At 70.4% G+C, this 16,739-nt stretch carries 12 protein-coding genes; 3 read left to right on the top strand and 9 right to left on the bottom strand.

Translation table 11 applies throughout. From position 1 onward, the window contains the following. Nucleotides 1-2 precede the first annotated feature (2 nt). A complete protein-coding gene (locus DSM26151_RS07020; RefSeq protein ID WP_234661683.1) occupies nt 3-524 on the bottom strand; it encodes a DUF3145 domain-containing protein in 522 nt (173 codons plus the stop codon). 210 nt (nt 525-734) lie between these two features. On the opposite strand from DSM26151_RS07020, the gene DSM26151_RS07015 reads away from it, so the two are divergent. Continuing rightward, the gene (locus DSM26151_RS07015; RefSeq protein ID WP_234661682.1) at nt 735-1,388 is read left to right on the top strand and encodes a PadR family transcriptional regulator; all 654 of its coding nucleotides are present in this window, start codon (nt 735-737) and stop codon (nt 1,386-1,388) included. On the opposite strand, the gene DSM26151_RS07010 is transcribed toward DSM26151_RS07015, so the two are convergent. The 7 genes from DSM26151_RS07010 to DSM26151_RS06980 all read right to left on the bottom strand — a co-directional run bounded on the left by DSM26151_RS07010 (nt 1,373) and on the right by DSM26151_RS06980 (nt 14,328). Further along, nucleotides 1,373-3,109 carry a bifunctional 3'-5' exonuclease/DNA polymerase gene (locus DSM26151_RS07010; protein ID WP_234661681.1) on the bottom strand — a complete coding sequence of 579 codons (1,737 nt, stop codon included), beginning with the start codon at nt 3,107-3,109 and terminating at the stop codon, nt 1,373-1,375. The genes DSM26151_RS07015 and DSM26151_RS07010 overlap by 16 nt on opposite strands. A gap of 914 nt (nt 3,110-4,023) precedes the next feature. Next, entirely contained in the window at nt 4,024-5,820 is a 1,797-nt protein-coding gene (locus DSM26151_RS07005; protein WP_234661680.1) for an acyl-CoA dehydrogenase, read from the bottom strand. Between the two features lie 452 nt (nt 5,821-6,272). Next, a complete protein-coding gene (locus tag DSM26151_RS07000) occupies nt 6,273-8,519 on the bottom strand; it encodes a glycoside hydrolase family 3 protein (RefSeq protein ID WP_234661679.1) in 2,247 nt (748 codons plus the stop codon). Next, nucleotides 8,516-11,158, bottom strand: coding sequence for an alpha-L-rhamnosidase (locus DSM26151_RS06995; RefSeq protein WP_234661678.1), 2,643 nt, complete (start codon nt 11,156-11,158; stop codon nt 8,516-8,518). Before DSM26151_RS06995 ends, DSM26151_RS07000 begins: the two co-directional genes overlap by 4 nt. Next, on the bottom strand, nt 11,155-12,057 hold the full coding sequence (locus DSM26151_RS06990) for a carbohydrate ABC transporter permease (RefSeq protein ID WP_234661677.1): 903 nt from the start codon (nt 12,055-12,057) through the stop codon (nt 11,155-11,157). The genes DSM26151_RS06995 and DSM26151_RS06990 overlap by 4 nt, the downstream gene beginning before the upstream one ends. Nucleotides 12,058-12,062: 5 nt before the next feature. Continuing rightward, on the bottom strand, nt 12,063-12,947 hold the full coding sequence (locus tag DSM26151_RS06985) for a carbohydrate ABC transporter permease (protein WP_234661676.1): 885 nt from the start codon (nt 12,945-12,947) through the stop codon (nt 12,063-12,065). Nucleotides 12,948-13,014: 67 nt separating this feature from the next. Continuing rightward, nucleotides 13,015-14,328: an ABC transporter substrate-binding protein gene (locus DSM26151_RS06980; RefSeq protein WP_234661675.1), complete on the bottom strand. Its 1,314-nt coding sequence runs from the start codon at nt 14,326-14,328 to the stop codon at nt 13,015-13,017. Nucleotides 14,329-14,509: 181 nt separating this feature from the next. On the opposite strand from DSM26151_RS06980, the gene DSM26151_RS06975 reads away from it, so the two are divergent. Together DSM26151_RS06975 and DSM26151_RS06970 are read left to right on the top strand one after the other, a co-directional pair. Further along, nucleotides 14,510-15,547 (top strand): LacI family DNA-binding transcriptional regulator, encoded by a 1,038-nt coding sequence (locus tag DSM26151_RS06975; RefSeq protein ID WP_234661674.1) that lies wholly within the window; start codon nt 14,510-14,512, stop codon nt 15,545-15,547. A gap of 40 nt (nt 15,548-15,587) precedes the next feature. Then, on the top strand, nt 15,588-16,553 hold the full coding sequence (locus tag DSM26151_RS06970; protein ID WP_234661673.1) for a LysR family transcriptional regulator: 966 nt from the start codon (nt 15,588-15,590) through the stop codon (nt 16,551-16,553). Here the strand turns inward: DSM26151_RS06970 and DSM26151_RS15185 are convergent. Further along, the gene (locus DSM26151_RS15185) at nt 16,450-16,665 is read right to left on the bottom strand and encodes a helix-turn-helix domain-containing protein (protein WP_407651036.1); all 216 of its coding nucleotides are present in this window, start codon (nt 16,663-16,665) and stop codon (nt 16,450-16,452) included. The two genes, DSM26151_RS06970 and DSM26151_RS15185, sit on opposite strands and share 104 nt — an antisense overlap. Nucleotides 16,666-16,739 lie beyond the last annotated feature (74 nt).

Here is a 16,739-nt window from a genome sequence, read left to right as displayed (position 1 = left end):
GCTCACCCCACGTGGTGCAACCACACCACGGGAGCGAAGTCGCTCGCGTGCCGGAAGGGTTCGAGTTCGTCGTCCCATGCCTGGCCGAGTGCGAGGCGCAGTTCGCGGTGGAGTTCGGTCGCGTCGAACGCCGCGACCTCCATCGCGTAGCGCACGCGATCCTCGGGGATGACGACGTTGCCGGCGGCGTCGGTCTGGGCGTAGTACACACCGAGCTCGGGAGTGTGCATCCAGCGGGCGCCGTCATTGCCGGGCGTCGGGTCTTCGCTCACCTCGAACCTGGTCTGCTCCCATCCGCGCAGTGCGGATGCGATGCGCGCGCCGGCGCCGGGTTCACCCGCCCACGAGAACTCGGTGCGCAGGGTTCCGGGCAGCACCGGCTGTTCGGTCCATTCGAAGTTCACCGGGTGGCCGAGTGCGCGGCCGACCGCCCACTCGATGTGCGGTCCGACCGCACGCGGGGACGAGTGCACGAACAGCACGCCGCGCGCGGCGCGCGCGGCCCGCGTGACCTGTTCCGCCATCTCCTGCTCCGTTCCTGATGAGGTGCGTCTTCCCCTACGACCTCGGAACCTGCCGGACGGCGGTGCGTGTTCTGTTGCGACGAGCGAGTCGTCAGGGTCGAGTATGCCCCGCTTCGCCCGGACTGACAAGGGTTTCGGCGGCGCGCGACGATCACCGCCCGATAAACTGCCTACCCGGTGAGTGCCTTCTTCCACGGGTGAGGAGACGGAATGGCCGTTCGCGACGCGCTGCTCGTGCTGCTCATGAACGGTCCCGCGTACGGGTTCGCGCTGCACGGCGACCTCGCCGCGCGCACGGGCGGACGACGGGACGTGAACGTCGGGCAGACCTACTCGACGTTGGAGCGCCTGACGAAGCAGGGGCTCGTGGAATCCGCCGGCTCGACCGACGACGGGCTCCCCCTGCACCGGTTGACCACGGCCGGGTCGGCCGCTGCCGAGGCCTGGCTCGACGGCGCGGACGGTGCCGGTGCCGACCCGTGGCACGAGAGCGTCGATCGGGTGCTCGTGGCGATGTCGATGCCGACGGTCGATGCCCGACGGGTGCTCAACGGCGAGCGTTCGCGATGGCGGGAGCGGTCGGTCGCCGCGCGTGGAGCCGCCGGGCCCGGCGCATCGGAGCCCGGCGCGGTCGCCCCGGCGCAGCTGGCACGCGAAGCCCGGGCGCGGCTCGCGGCATCCGCTGCCCGTGCCGAGGCCCGGCTCGCCGAGGCGATGCTCGCGTGGCTGGACGAGGTCGCGGCTGCCGGACCGGACGGGGCATCGTTCGCACCGTCGGCTGAACGCCCGCGGCGCGGGCGCCGCCCGTCGGCGCCCGCGGTCGCCGCGGGCACGCCCGCGGGCGGGCCTCAGGCCGACGAGTAGTCCGCGGTCACCGCGAGCTCGAGCGGGAACTCGACCGGCGCGTCGCCGAACAGCAGCCTCCCGGCCTCGGCGGCCGCGTCGCGCACCGCGTCGGCCGCCGCGTCGGCGTGCTCGACGGGTGAATGGACGATGAGTTCATCGTGAAGGAAGTACACGAGATGCGGCGCTCGGTCGAACACGCCACCGGATGCCGCGGCCGGCGTGTCGGCACCACGGATCGCCGTGAGTCGCGTGCGCACGCCCGCCAGCCAGCACAGGGCCCACTCCGCCGCGGTGCCCTGGACCACGAAGTTGCGGGTGAACCGCCCCCAGTCGCGTGCCGCCGACCGTGCCCGCCGCTCCACGGCTGCCGTCGCGTCGGGCTGAGAGGCCGCCGCCTGGATCTCATGCCACGACGCCGGCGGCAGCGGTGAGGAGCGCCCGAGCAGGGTCGTGACGCGCCGCCCGGCCTCGCCGTCGCGTGCGGCACGGTCGACGAGCGCCATCGCGCGCGGGTAGGCCCGTGCGAGCTGCGGCACGAGCCGGCCGCTGTCGCCAGTCGTCGAGCCGTACATGGCACCGAGGAGGGCGAGCTTCGCCTCCTCACGCGTCGCGACCACTCCCGCGTCGACGATCGCGCGGTACATGTCGCGCCCGCGACCGGCCTCAGCCATCGCCCCGTCGCGTGCGAGCGCTGCGAGCACGCGCGGCTCGAGCTGCGCGGCATCCGCCACGACCAGGGTCCACCCGGGGTCGGCGGCGACCGCCGCCCGGATCGCCTTCGGCAGTTGCAGCGCTCCCCCGCCGGCGGTCGCCCAGCGGCCGGTCGCGGTGCCGCCCGCGACGTAGTCCGCGCGGAACCGGTCGCCCGCGACCCACTCGTCGAGCCACGCCCAGCCGTTCGCGGTCAGCAGCCGCGCCAGCCGCTTGTACTCGAGCAGCGGTTCCATCGCGGGATGCTCGTGCTCGTGCAGCTCCCACTTCGCGGTCGAATCGACGCCGATGCCGGCGGCGCGGAGCGCGCGCAGCAGGTCGGACTGCGAGTCGACCCGGAGCTCCGGGGCGTCGAGCGCAGCGCGGATCCGGACCGCGAGCGCCTCCATACGCTCGGGCTTGCGCCCGACGCCGGGTCTCGGGCCGAGCGCGGCTTCGAGCACGCGCTCGTGCACGACCCGGCGCCACGGGAGGCCGGCCTCGTGCAGTTCGGCCGCGATGAGCGCGCCCGCGGATTCGGCCGCGAGCAGTAGCCGGAGCGCGGCGGGGCGCTCGGACCCCGCGACGAGTGCGAGTTGCCGATCGTGCTCGTCGACGAGGGCCTCGGCGGACTCGGACTCGTGCGTCGGCGCGGCCCGGATCGGGTCGAGGTCGAACAGTGCCGGGCCTCGGTCGACGGATGCCACGGGCGCGGGCACCACCCCGGCCCCCGCTTCCGCGGGGCCCGGCGGCAGCCAGTCCGGTCGGTCGTGCGCCACGCCGGCGGGTGGCGCCGGGACCGCGGTGGACGCCGCCAGGATCGCGCCGCACAGCCGGAGGTCGTGCGCGCGAGCGACGCGAACCCCCGATGCGAGCAGCCGCGGGGCCCACTCCCGCGTGTCGCGCCACACCCAGCGGGGTGCGTGTTCGGCCTCGAGCCGGCGGATCTCGGCGGCCGCATCGGCTGCCGGAACCTCTCTGCGCTCGCCGCGCTCGGGGTCGAGGAAGACCACGCGCCCCGCGCCCGTCGTCGCGATCGCGATCCGCACGACGTCGATTCTGCCGTGCCCCGACGACACGGGGGCGCGTTCGGCGCCGCAGCGCGTTCCACGCCGCAGCGCGGATGTCGGCGGCATCCGCGACGATGTCGGCATGCGAGGTCAGGAGGCGACGTGGTCGCGGTGAGGTTCGGGTGCGGGCACGGGGCGGCCGAGGGCGATGCCGCCGCGACGCTGCGACGCGCGTGCCCGGTGTGCATGCTCCTGCACGAGACGCAGCGCACGCGCGGCGAACTCCTCGGCAGGGTCTCCCCGGCCCAACGGGGCCGTCTCGCGGTGGAGACGCGGGCGGGCGCCGACTACGAGTGGACGTGCCGCCGCGGCCACGACCGCTACCGTGCCAGCGTCATGGAGGTGCTGACCGGGAGCGGCTGCGCGAAGTGCCGTGCGAACGCCACGGCGCCGGGCGCGCGCCGCGAGGCCGGCATGCCGTTCATGAAGCCGGGCCTGCGCGTCGCGACCTCGATGACCGAGCAGCGTCTCAGGGTGCTGCTCGGCGAGCGGGTCCGCCTCCACCATCGCGCCAACGCGGTGCGCATCGCCCGCATGTTCCACGGCCGACAGGAGGTCTGGCCCGACATCCTGGTCGCGGAGCTGCGCATCGCGATCGAGTACGACGACCCCGGCAGGTCGGGCCGGGCGCACCGAGGACTCAAGGAGGGCTCCGACCTCGAGAAGGATGCTGCGCTCCGCGAGGTCGGGTGGGAGGTCATCCGCATCCGCGGCGGCGGCCTGGAGGCGTTGGGCCCGCACAGCATCGTGTGCCGGTCGATCACGGGTGCGGTCGCCGACGAGGTCGTCCGCATGATGCGTTCGATCCGGGGGGATGCCGCGGTCGAGGCGCTGCTCGTCCGGCCCGGCCCGGCAGCAGGTGCCGGGCCGGGCCGGAGCGACGCCGCCGGGGATCAGACGCGAGCGGTGCGGCGCACCGAATCGCCGAGTGCGTCGGCGTCGAGCGCGAACAGGTCGCGCGATCCCGCGGTCGCGGCGGCGGCGAGCCCGGATGCCGCTGGCAGGAGCTGCTCGGCGTAGAACCGGGCGAGCGGCAGCTGCGATGCGCCGATCGGGTCGTCGCCGAGCTCACGCCCCGCGAGCGCCGACTTGGCCATGAGCCACCCGCCGACGACGAGCCCCCAGATGCGCAGGTACGGGCTCGAGCCCGCGAGCACCGAGTGCGGGTCGTCGACGCCGGTGCGCAGCATCCATGCCGTCGTCTGCTCGAGCGCGTCGAGCCCGGCGGTCAGTGAGGAGCGGATGGACGCGAAGTCGTCGCCCGCGGTGGCGAGTTCAGCGTCGAGTCCACGCATCTCGGCGATGAACTCGAGGAACGACGCTCCGCCGCGGATGCCGAGCTTGCGGCCGACGAGGTCGGCGGCCTGGATGCCGTTGGTGCCCTCGTAGATCGCGGCGATGCGCACGTCGCGGTAGTGCTGGGCGGCGCCGGCTTCCTCGATGAAGCCGCTTCCGCCGTGGATCTGCAGGGCGAGCGAGGTGAGCTCGTTGCCGAGGTCGGTGCCGAACGCCTTGCAGATCGGGGTGAGCAGGCCGACGACCTCGGCGGCGCGTTCGCGCGTGGCTGCGTCGGAATGGTGCGTCGAGATGTCGGTGTAGACGGCGTCGAGGAGGGTCATGCGCCGAAGCGCGGCGATGTACGCCTTCTGCGTCATGAGCATGCGGCGCACGTCGGGGTAGTCGATGATCGGGGATTCCTCCGCTGCGCCGATCGCGCGGCCCTGGATGCGCTGCGTCGCGTAGTCGAGCGACTGCTGGTAGGCGCGCTCCGCCACGGCCAGGCCCTGCATGCCGACGGAGAGTCGGGCGCTGTTCATCATGACGAACATGATGCGCATGCCGAAGTTCTCCTCGCCGACGAGGTAGCCCGTGGCATCCTCGTACGACAGCACGCAGGTCGGCGATCCGTGGATGCCCATCTTGTGCTCGACGCCGACCGCCTTCACCGCGTTGCGCTCGCCGAGCGAGCCGTCGTCGTTCACGAGGAACTTCGGCACGATGAAGATCGAGATGCCCCTGGTTCCCGCGGGAGCGTCGGGCGTGCGCGCGAGCACGAGGTGCACGATCTGCTCGCTCAGGTCGTGCTCGCCGAACGTGATGAAGATCTTCTGACCGGTGATGCCGTACGTGCCATCCGCTCGCTTCACGGCCTTCGTGGTGAGCGCACCGACGTCGGAGCCGGCGTGCGGCTCGGTCAGGTTCATGGTGCCGGCCCACTCTCCGCTGACCATCTTCGGGAGCCAGGCCTGCTTCTGCTCGTCCGTGCCGTAGTGCAGGAGCGCCTCGATCGCCCCCTGGGTGAGCAGCGGCGCCAGCGCGAACGCCATGTTCGCGGTGGTGGTGAGCTCCTGGATGGCGAGCCCGATCGTGCGGGGGAACCCGCCGCCGCCGTACTCCTCGGGCAGCGGCACCGAACCCCAACCCGCGTCGACGTAGGCCGAGTACGCCTCCTTGAACCCGGTCGGGGTCGTCACCGTGCCGTCGGCGTTGAGGTGGGCGCCCTCGAGGTCGCCGGCGCGGTTGGTCGGTGCGACGACCTCGGCCATGAAGTCGCCCACCTCCCCCAGGACCTCGGCGACGGTGTCGAGATCGGCGTGCTCGAAGCCCGGAAGCTGCGCAACCCGTTCGTACCCGACGACATGCTCGAGGGCGTACATGAGGTCGGCGACGGGCGAACGGAATTCACTCATGTCGGGAGGGTAGCGCCGGAAACGGCCGAGTCGGCCGTGATCTGTCGGGTTCGACGAGAAGCGGCGTCGTCAGGCCGCGGAGCCTGTGGCTTCGGACAACGGCATCACTCGCATGGCAGGCCGGTTGGTCGAGATCGAACCACGAGGTGTCGAGGCTGAACAGGAACTTGGCGTCCCGCTGGGCGAGACGCGGATGATACGCCGGCACCGTCTCGCATCGCTCTCGATCGCCCCACGCTGAGCAGCAGCGCGCCGACGACCGCGAGACACCGTGCATCGAACCGACCCGCTGATCGAGATGACAGCCCGGTCTCGCTCGTGCAGGAATTCTCAACGGCCGAGCGCCTCAACGCGGGCGACGCCGTGAGGTACGGATGATCGACGCTGAACGCGTCGAGGAGCTGGAACTGTCTGCTCAGGCTCGATCGCCCCTCCGACCCGCGCGCCATAGCTCAGCCCATGTGCGAATCCAGGACCCGGTCGAGCAGGTCGAGCGTGAGCGCGTTAGCGGCATCGACGGCGAGCCGACCGATGGGCAGTCCGCCGATCATGAGCACGGCCATCGGGTTGGTCAGCATGCCGGTCGTGCGGCCCGTCGGGTCGGCCTCAGTCACGGCCGCGATCAAGGCCGGGCCCACTGACGGATGCCCGAGCCACTCGACGAGTGTCGAGGCGGCCGTCAGCGGCATCCGAATGTCGTCGCCGACGACATCGATCTCGTGACGGAGCACCGCGTCGCGCGACGAACGCGCGGCGACGAACGTGTGGATGCCGGAGTCGAGCGTCCAACCCGCAGCGGCCTCGTCCCAGCGCTTGAGTGCGCGTCGCGGCACCCTGATGCGCGCCTGGGTCTTCTGGCCGGGGGCCACCGCGACGGCAGCGAACCCGACGAGCGCACGCGGCGCGCGACGGGCGGCGAGCTCGGGTGCCTCGACATAGAGCTGCACGACCTCACGAGCCGCACGTTCGGAGTCGTTCACGACGGTCACGTCAACGCTCCACCCGCTCGCGGACTCAACGACCGCGAGATCCTCGAACCGGGTCTCGGCGAACGACAGACCGTGACCGAACGGGAACGCCACCGCACCGTTGATACGGTCGTGCCCGCGGTAGCCGACGAAGATGCCCTCGCCGTAGACGCTGTGCCCGCCCTCGCCGGGGAAGCTGAGGAAGCTCGGGGTGTCGGCGAGTTCGCAGGGCCACGTCTCGGCCAGGCGCCCGCCCGGATCAGCGTCGCCGACGAGGATGGACGCCAGCCCGAGCGACACGCCCTGCCCGGCGAGCCCGGTCGAGACGATCGCGTCAACGCTCGTACGCCAGGCCTCGGTGCGCACTGGGCCCCCCGAGACGATGACGACGACCGTGCTGCGCGCTACAGCGGCGACCGCGGCGACGATCTCGTTCTGCGCCTCGGGCAGGTCGAGGTCTGCGCGGTCGTACCCCTCACTTTCGGCCGACTCGGGCGAGCCGACGACGACGATCGCGACGTCCGCGGTCGCCGCGACGGAGATGGCCTGGTCGAGCAGCGCCGGATCCCGGGTCAGCCCGTCGGCCGCGTAGCCGGGCGCGTACTCGACGGTTCCGGCGTGCCTGGCGCCGACGGCGTCCACGATGGATCCGGCCGGCTGCTTCGGTTGCACGCCCGCACTGCCGCCGCCCTGGAACCTCGGGGCGCTCGCGTACGCGCCGATGACCGCGACCCCTGCCCTCGGCGCGAGCGGCAACACACCGTGCTCGTTCCGAAGGAGCACCACGGATCGCTCGGCCGCCGTGATCGCGAGGTCGGCTGCCGACTCGACCGGCGCGGGCGGGTCGCCGGTCGGTCGACGGGAGTCCGCCGCCCGCCGCGCGAGTTCGGCGACCCGGCGGGCGGAACGGTGGACGAAGGCGGCGTCGAGCGTGCCATCCTCGACCGCTGCGATGACCTGCGCGTCGGAGGCGCCCGAGGTCGAGGGCATCTCGAGGTCGAGTCCGGCACGCAGCGCGCGGACCCGGTCGTCGACCGCGCCCCAGTCCGAGACGACGACGCCGTCGAAGCCCCACTCGTCACGCAGGATGCCGGTGAGCAGTCGCTCGTCCTCGCTCACGTACGTGCCGTTCACCTTGTTGTACGAGGCCATGACGAGCCACGGCTTCGCCCGGCTGACGACTTCCTCGAAGGCGCGGAGGTAGAGCTCGCGGAGCGCCCGCTCCGAGACATCGGCGCTCACGCGCATCCGGTCGGTCTCCTGGTTGTTGGCGACGTAGTGCTTGACACAGGCACCGACGCCCTCCCCCTGCACCCCCTTCACGAACCCGACCGCGAGTTCTGCGGTGAGCAGCGGATCCTCGCTGTAGTACTCGAAGTTGCGCCCTCCGAGCGGCGAGCGTTTGAGGTTCATGCCCGGGCTCAGCAGCACCTGGGCGCCGGCAGCGGCGGCCTCGCGGGCGATCGCCGCCGCGACCCGTGAGACGAGCGCCGGGTCCCAAGTCGCCGCGAGCGCGGACGATGTCGGAAAGCAGGTCGCGGGGACTTTGCCCGAGAAGTCGGGCAGGTTCATGGCAAGGCCGTTGGATCCGTCGGTCATGCGCACCGAGGGGATGCCGTGCTCCGTCAGCGCCTTCGTGGAGGCCATGTCTGCGCCTGAAAGGAGCGAAGCCGCCTCGGTGAGCGTGAGTTCGACGGACTGGGCGCCCTGGGCATCTCCGAAGGCGCTCACAGCGCACCTGCCTCGATCATCTGGAGCCGCTCCTCGGGGTTGTGGATGTTCCATCTGCGCGGGCGTGAGGGATCGTCGGCCGGGGCGCGGTGCGAGATCGTGAACTCGTGGCGTCCCTCGCCGACGGTCGTGGTGGTCCCGCCGGCGTCGGGCAGCACCACGTCGGCCGTCACGCCCGGCGGCACGACGACGCTCAGCGACATCCGCTCGCCTTCGCGAACCCACGAACTCGAGATCGTGCCGAATGCGCTGTCGTGTCTGGCTGCGGCCCGCTGGAGCCCGCCGCCCGGGCGCGGGGCGATGCGCACCCGACGGTAGCCGGGCTCGGCTGCCTCGAGCCCGCCGACGACGCGGTGCAGGAAGTCGGCGACCGCACCGAGCGCGTAGTGGTTGAACGAGGTCATCTCACCCGGGTTCACGCTGCCGTCGGGCAGCATGCTGTCCCAGCGTTCCCAGACGGTGGTCGCACCCATCGTCACGGCGTAGAGCCACGACGGCGCCTCGCTCTGCAGCAGGAGGTGGTAGGCGTCGTCGAGATGCCCCGTCGTCGCGAGCGCATCGCAGACGATCGGGGTGCCGGCGAAGCCCGTCTGGATCAGGTAGTCGCCGGCGGCGACGAGCTCGGCCAGCCGTGCTCCGGCGGCCTCGCGCTGCGCGTCGTCCTCGAGGAGGTCGAACGCGATCGCGATCGCGACCGCGGTGACGGTGTCGCTCACGATCCGGCCCGAGGGTGCGACGTAGTGGCGACGGAACGCGTCGAGCGCGGCGTCGTGGACGGCGGCGAACCGATGCTCCGCAGCGTGCTCGCCGAGGACCGCGGCGGCGTCGCGCACGATTCGCGCGGAGTGGGCGAGGTACGCCGTCGCGACGAGGTAGGGGTCGGTCTTCGAGTCGCCGGGCCGTTCGGGCGGCGCCGCCGGGTCGAGCCAGTCGCCGAGCTGGAAGCCCCGGCTCCAGTGCCCCGTGCCGTCTGTCAGGGTGAAGACCTGGTCGACCCAGGCCCCCATGCTCTCGAACTGGTCGCGAAGCACGCCGGTGTCGCCGGTTCGCCGGTAGAGCGTCCAGGGCACGATCACCGCGGCGTCGCCCCAGACGGCCGCGGGGTCGCTCGGGAATCCGCAGTCGATCCACGGCACGAAGTTCGGCACGGTGCCGAACTCGGACTGCTCGGCCGCGAGGTCGCGGAGCCAGTTGCCGAGCACCCCCGATGCGTCGTAGAGGTAGGCCGCGGTGGGGGCGAACACCTGGATGTCGCCGGTCCACCCGAGCCGTTCGTCGCGCTGCGGACAATCGGTGGGCAGGTCGACGAAGTTGTCACGCATGCTCCAGACCACGTTGTCGTGGAACCGATCGAGCAGCGGATGCTCGGTCTCGAACCAGCCGGTGCGGCGCATGTCGGAGTGCACGACGAGCGCCTCGACGTCCTCGACCGCGAGGTCGGGCAGACCGCTGATCTCGACGTAGCGGAATCCGTGGATCGTGAACCGCGGAGTCCAGGTCACCCGCTCGCCGTCGGCGAAGGTGTACTCATCGACCGAGGTCGCCGAGCGCAGCGGCCGGGTGGCCAGTCCGCCGTGCTCGAGCACCTCGGCGTGGCGGATGCGCACGGTGGTGCCGGCGGCCGCCGTGGCGGTGAGACGCACCTTGCCGGTGATGTTCTGGCCGACGTCGAGCAGCAGCGTCCCGTCGTCTGCGCGCCGCACGAGCGTCGGGTGGATCGTCTCCACGACCCGCACGGGCGGTCCGCTCGGCGCCTCGAGCGCTGCGGAGAACGCCTCCCGTGGAATTCGGGTCGCGGGACGCCAACCGGCATCGTCGAAGCCCGGCGCCGACCATCCTGGCGACTCGAGGCGCGCATCGTGCCGCTCGCCCTCGTAGAGGCCGGTCGAAGTGATCGCGCTCTCGGCTGAGCGCCAGTCGAGCGGAACGATGCGTCGGCCCGAGTCGTCGTGGATCTCGAGTTGCGCGAGCACCGCGACATCCGTGCCGTACTCGTCCCAGAGTCCGCCGTTGAACCCGATGCGGCCCCGGTACCAGCCGTCGGCGAGGTGTACGCCGATCGCATTGCGCCCGGGAACGAGCTGCTCGGCGAGGTCGAGCGTGCGATAGCGCAGGCGGTGCCGATACGAGCTCCACCCGGGTGCGAGCAGTTCGTCGGTCGGGGCGACGCCGTTCACCTCGAGGTCGTAGACGCCGTGCCCCGTCACGTAGAGGCGGGCCGAGCGGATGCCGCCCGCCAACGCGAACTCGGCGCGGAGGAGGTGCGCGGGGCGCGGGCCGTCGTGCGGTGCCTCGGTCGAGGGCGAGGCCCAGTCGACCTGCCAATCCGACGGGTCGAGCAGGCCGGCCTCGACGCGCAGCGGCGTGCTCCACGGGCCGAAGTCCGCCTGCCCGTCGACGAGGGCGCGCACGCGTACCCGCACGGCGTCGCGCGAGCCGAGCGGCGCGAACGGCCACGGCCGGAGCAGTACGTCGCCGCTATCGACGCGCACGAGCTCGGTGCGGCCGTCGGGGGCGACGGCCTCGGCCTCGTAGGCGAGCTGGGCGCCAGTTTCGAGCCGCCAACTGAGACGCGGCGTCGGAATGCCGATGCCGAGGGGCTCGGCGACGTGTTCGACGCGCAGGTCGAGGACCTTCACCCCTTCACCGCCCCGGAGGTCATGCCCTTCATGACCCGCTGGTTGAGGAACAGGTAGATGACGAGGGTGCCGAAGACGTTGACGCACACCGCGGCGAACGTCGGGCCGTACTGCACCTGGCCGAACTGGCCGGTGAAGTTGAGCAGGCCGACCTGGATGGTGCGCAGGTCGTCGCGGTTGGTGAACGTGAGGGCGATGAGCAGGTCGTTCCAGATGAAGAAGAACTGCACGAGTGCGACCGTGAAGATGGCGTTCTTCACCATCGGGAACCCGATCTCCCAGAACATCCGATAGATGCTCGCACCGTCCAACGTTGCGGCCTCGAAGATCTCGCGCGGGACACCGCGGAAGAACGTGGCCATCATGAACACGGTGAGCGGAAGACCGATGGCGGTGTAGGTGATGATGAGCGGCCAGAGCGTCCCGGTGAGGCCGGTCTGGAAGTAGATCGTGAACAGCGGGAGCAGGATCATCTGACCGGGCACCATGATGCCGGCGAGGAAGAGCAGCAGCACGGTTCCGCGGCCCTTCCAGACCATGACCTCGAGTGTGAAGCCCGCCGCCACGCCGAAGATGATCGTGAGCGCGAGGGCCGGGAGCGTGGCGAGGATGCTGTTCTTGATGTACACGCCCAGGTTTCCGGTCGTGAACGCCTCGATGTAGTTGTCGAAGTTGGTCCAGTCCTCGGGCAGCGACCAGGTCGGGTTGTTCAGGAACTCGCTCTGGGTCTTGAAGGAGCCGGTCAGCAGCCAGAAGAGCGGGTAGACGACGGCGATCAGCAGGAGTGTGACGACGAGCCAGCCGGGAATGCGGCCGACCCAGCGCATCGGGTTGCGGCGCTGCGGTTCGGCGGGGCGGACCGAGGGGCGGGCGACGGTCTCGAGTGTGGTGTGGGACACGGTGGTCACCCCTTCGTGAGGTCGCGGCGCGAGGAGCGGAAGATGAAGATCGTCACGAGCAGGCAGAGGATCGTGAGCATGAGGGCGATCGAGCTGCCGTAGCCGTACTCGCCGTACGTGAACGAGGTCTGGTACATGTACAGCGTGAGCGGCGTGGTCGTGTTGCCCGGGCCGCCGCTGGTGAGCGCGAGCACGGAGTCGAAGACCTTCAACGTGCCGTTGATGCTGAAGATGATCGAGGAGAAGAGCACGGGCAGCGACAGCGGGATGACGATGTGGCGCACGAGCCGCCATCCCGAGGCGCCGTCGATGCGCGCGGATTCGAAGAGTTCCTCGGGGATGTCGACGAGGCCCGCGTAGAGGAGCACAGCGTAGAAGCCCATGGAGCGCCAGATGTCCATGATGATGATGACCCAGAATGCGGTGGCGCCCGAGGCGAACCAGTCGATCGAGTCGAGGCCCATGAGGTTCAGGAGCGAGTTGACCGGGCCGATCTGCGGCGCGATCGCGAAGAGTGCCTGGAAGAGCAGTGCGACGGCCACCGTCGGCAGCACGACCGGGAAGAAGACGAGCGTGCGGATGAGTCCGGACGCCTTCTTGAGCCAGAACACGTAGAGCAGGCTGAGGCCGTATCCGGCGAGCACCTGGCCGACGGTGAGCACGAGCGCGTACTTGATGGTGAACATCAGCGCGTCGGCGACCTTCGGGTCGGTGAACAGCGCGAGGAGGTTGTCCCACCCGACGAACGTGAAGCCGATGATCGGGTTGCCCTCGAACACGGTGTAGCCGAGCGACCAGAAGATCGGCACCAGCATGATGAGGCTGTAGACGAGGAGGGCCGGGCCGAGGAGCACGGTGACGGCGCGCCAGTCACCAAGTACGCGATTCACTGCAATAGGTCTTTCGTGTCATGCCGAGGTGTGCCCCCGCGCGGCGGGGGCACACCTCGGGCCCCGACTAGTTGCCCAGGTCTGCCTGGACGGCCTTCATGAAGTCATCGGGGCTGATCGCTCCGGTGACGAGCTGCGACGCGTTGGTCTGGCTGGTGGTCGCGGCCTTGGCGTTGAACAGCGCCTCGAACCAGAGCACGCTCTGGGTGGTGGCGTCGATCTGCGTCTGGACCTCCTGCGTGAGCGGCGGCAGGTCCTCGACGGGCGTGTTCACCTTGAACCCGGTGATGACGCCCTGGTTCTCCAGCGAGCTCGAGCCGAAGTTGTCGGCGAAACACCCGAGCCACGTCGCGACGTCGTCGGAGTAGGACGAATTCGACAGCGCGAGCGGCACGCCCACGTTCGCAGCGAGCTGGTCGGCCGATCCCGCGCCGCCCTCGACCGAGGGGAAGGGCATGAAGCCGATGTTCTCCACGCCGATCTGGTTCTGCGAGGGGTCGTTGAAGTTCGCGAGGATCCAGCTGCCCATGTAGAACATGCCGGCCTGCCCGGTGAGGAACTGGTTGACAGCCGTCATGTAGTCGATCGACGTCACGGACGGGCCGAAGTAGCCCCTGGCACCGAGGTCGGCGACGGCCGCTGCGGCATTCACGTACTCGGGGTCGGTCAGCTTCGCGTCGCCGTCTGCCACCTTCTGCAGCGCATCGGGCCCGAGGTCGCGGAAGATGTAGTTGCCGACGAGACGCGTGAGCGGCCAGCCGTCCTGACCGTCGGCGGAGAACGGGATGACTCCTGCTGCGTCGAGCGCGTCCGCCGCGGCCACGAGCTCGTCCCAGGTCGTCGGCACCTCGATGCTGTTGTCGGCGAAGAGCTTCTTGTTGAACCAGATGCCTTCGACGTTGAACTCGGTCGGCAGCACGTACTGCTCGCCGTCGTAGAGGGCGTCGATGGTCGACTTCGCGGCCGGGATGATCGCGTCGGACTTGTTGAGGTCGGCCAGTGCCTGCTCGACATCGACGAGCTTGCCGCCCGTGTTGAGGTCCTTCGCGACCTGCGGCGTGTTGCCGCTCGCGAAGAGCACCGGCAGGGCGTTCTGGCCGGCGAGCAGCTGGAGCTGCTGGTCGTAGCTCGCCTGCGGCTGCGTCGTGATGTCGAGCGGCAGGGCGTCGTGCTCGGCCGAGCACTCGCCGGTCGAGAGCGCAGTGAGGGTGTCTTGGATGGACGTGTTCTCGGCGAACGAGAGATAGCTGAACGTCTCGGGTGCGGTGGCGGCGCCGTCGTTGCTGCTGCCGGCCGAGCAGCCGGTCAACGCGAGTGCGGTGATGCCGATCGTGGCGATGAGCGGAGCGAGCTTCGTCGCCCGCTGACGTGCTGTGGTCACAGTTCCTCCTTGAATGCGGCCTCGTTTGAAGCGCTACAACGAGAGCGTAGGTGGTCTCCGATTGGCCCACGAGCCGAAACCGGTCTTCGTGCACCGCGTCAGCTGGATAGCGGATATCCGCCACGCGAATGGGCCCGGCGGCGTGCGTTGAAGCGCTCCAACGTCGGTTAGGCTTCGAGGCATGTCAGACGCAGCGCCGCGCGAGGAGCCCGCCTCGGCCGGCATCAAGGATGTCGCCGCCCTCGCCGGCGTTTCGATCGCCACGGTCTCGAACGCCCTGAACCATCGCGAGCGCGTGGCGGCGCCGACCCTCGATCGCATAGACCGGGCCATCGGCATGCTCGGCTACATCCCGAACGGGGCCGCTCGCTCGCTCGCCGCCGGCCGCACGCGGTCGTTCGGGCTCGTCCTCTCCGACCTCGGCAACTCCCTGTTCGTCGACATCGCGCGCGGCGCCGAGCGCGCCGCCGACGAGCGGGGTCTGTCGATCGTGCTCGCCAACAGCGACGGCGAGCTCGAACGCGAGGACCGTTACGTGGAGCTCTTCGCCGAGACCCGCGTGCGCGGCGTGCTGCTCACCTTGAACGACGCGTCGCACTTCCGTGCGATCGTCGGTCGACACGCGCACGGCCAGCCGCTCGTGATGCTGAACCTCCACGACGACAGCGGCCGGTACTGCACGGCGTCGATCGACAACGAGGCTGGTGGGCACCTGGCGACCGCGCACCTGCTCGAGACGGGGCGGCGGCGGATCGTCTTCGTGGGCGGACCCGACTCGCTGCAACCGGTCGACGACCGTCGTCGCGGCTTCCGCCGCGCCCTCGCCCAGGCCGGACTCACCCCGGTCGACGAGGTCTCGCCGACCTGGGTCAACAGGGCGGACGGCTGGCAGGTCGGCCGAGCCCTCGCCGAGCGCGTGCGCGCGGGAGAGGTCGACGGCATCGTCGCGGCATCCGACCTCCTCGCCGCCGGCATCGTCCAGGCGCTCTCCGAGCACGGAGCGATCCCGGTTCCCGACCAGGTCGGCGTCATCGGCTACGACAACAACCAGGCGGCATGGGATGCCCCGATCCCGATTTCGACGATCAGCCAACCTGGTGAGGAACTCGGGTTCGTCGGCGCTCACCTGCTGATCGACGAAGTCGAGCAGCCCGGCCACGAACATCGGGCGATCCGCCTGAATCCCGAGCTGATCGTACGCCGGAGCACCGAGCGATAGCCTGAACCGTGGACCGATCCCCGCGAAGGAGGCGTCGACGATGACGAACGAGCCGACCGCCTCGTGTGACGTGTCGACGGAGCCCGGTCGAACTCCCCTGCAGCTGAGCTCGGTCGACCTCAACCTCGTCGTGCCATTGCAGACGCTGCTCGAGGAGCGCAGCGTGAGCCGAGCGGCCGAGCGGCTGTTCATGAGCCAGCCCGCGCTGTCGGCCGCGCTCGCTCGTCTCCGCAGGCACTTCAATGACGAGCTGCTCATCCGCTCGGGCAACCGGTACGAGCTCAGCCCGCTCGGCGTCGAGCTGCTCGAGTCCGTGATCAACGCGAGCAACGCGCTCAGCCGCGTGTTCGCCGCCCAGGCCGAATTCCGGCCACATGAGAGCACGCGCGAGTTCCGCCTCGTCTGCTCCGACTACGTCTCGACCGTGTTCGGGGCCGTGCTCGCCCGCGAGTTCTCGCAGGCCGCACCGAACGCGATGCTCCGCATGGAGCACGTGCAGGACGCGATCGTGGACGGCGCCCCCGACTCGCTCCGGGAGATCGACGGGCTCATCCTCCCCCACGGCTATCTCGAGCACATCGGCTTCATCGACCTGTTCAGCGACCGCTGGCGGTGCCTCGTCGCCATCGAGACCGCCGCCACCGAGCTGACGGTCGAGGCGCTCGGCGCGCGGCCGTGGGCCACGACCTACAGTGGGCGCACCGCGATCGTCGCGGCCACGCGCGAACTGCACGTGCTCGGGGTCTACCCGCGTACGCAGGTGACGACGCGGAGCTTCCTGACATTGCCCGACATGGTGGCCGACACCGATCGGGTCGCCTTCGTGCCGGCCTCCCTGGTCGAGCGGTTCGAACGTCGCGGCGACGTCCTGGCCGTCGACTGCCCCATCTCCTTGCCGGATATCAAGCAGGCATTCTGGTGGAGCCCCACACACGAACAGGACGCCGGGCACCGCTGGTTCCGAAGCCTCGTGGAGCGCACAGCGCAGAGCGCCCTACGCCCTTGAACCCGGAATGTCTCACATCCCGACGGACCGGGCCGCGCCCGTCGGAACGCAGGTCGTAGATCGCCTGCACGTGCACGCCGAGGTACTCGGCGAGCTCGCTCGTGGTCAACATGGGCTCCAAGCCGAGCCCGGAAAGGCGTTCGCTGTTCATGCCACGAAGGTGTTCGAGACGAACCCAGGCGAACC

It is taken from the genome of Agromyces marinus, from assembly GCF_021442325.1.
GTDB lineage: Bacteria > Actinomycetota > Actinomycetes > Actinomycetales > Microbacteriaceae > Agromyces > Agromyces marinus.
Note: the sequence above shows the minus strand (reverse complement) of the source record. Positions and strands in the feature narration are given on the sequence as shown.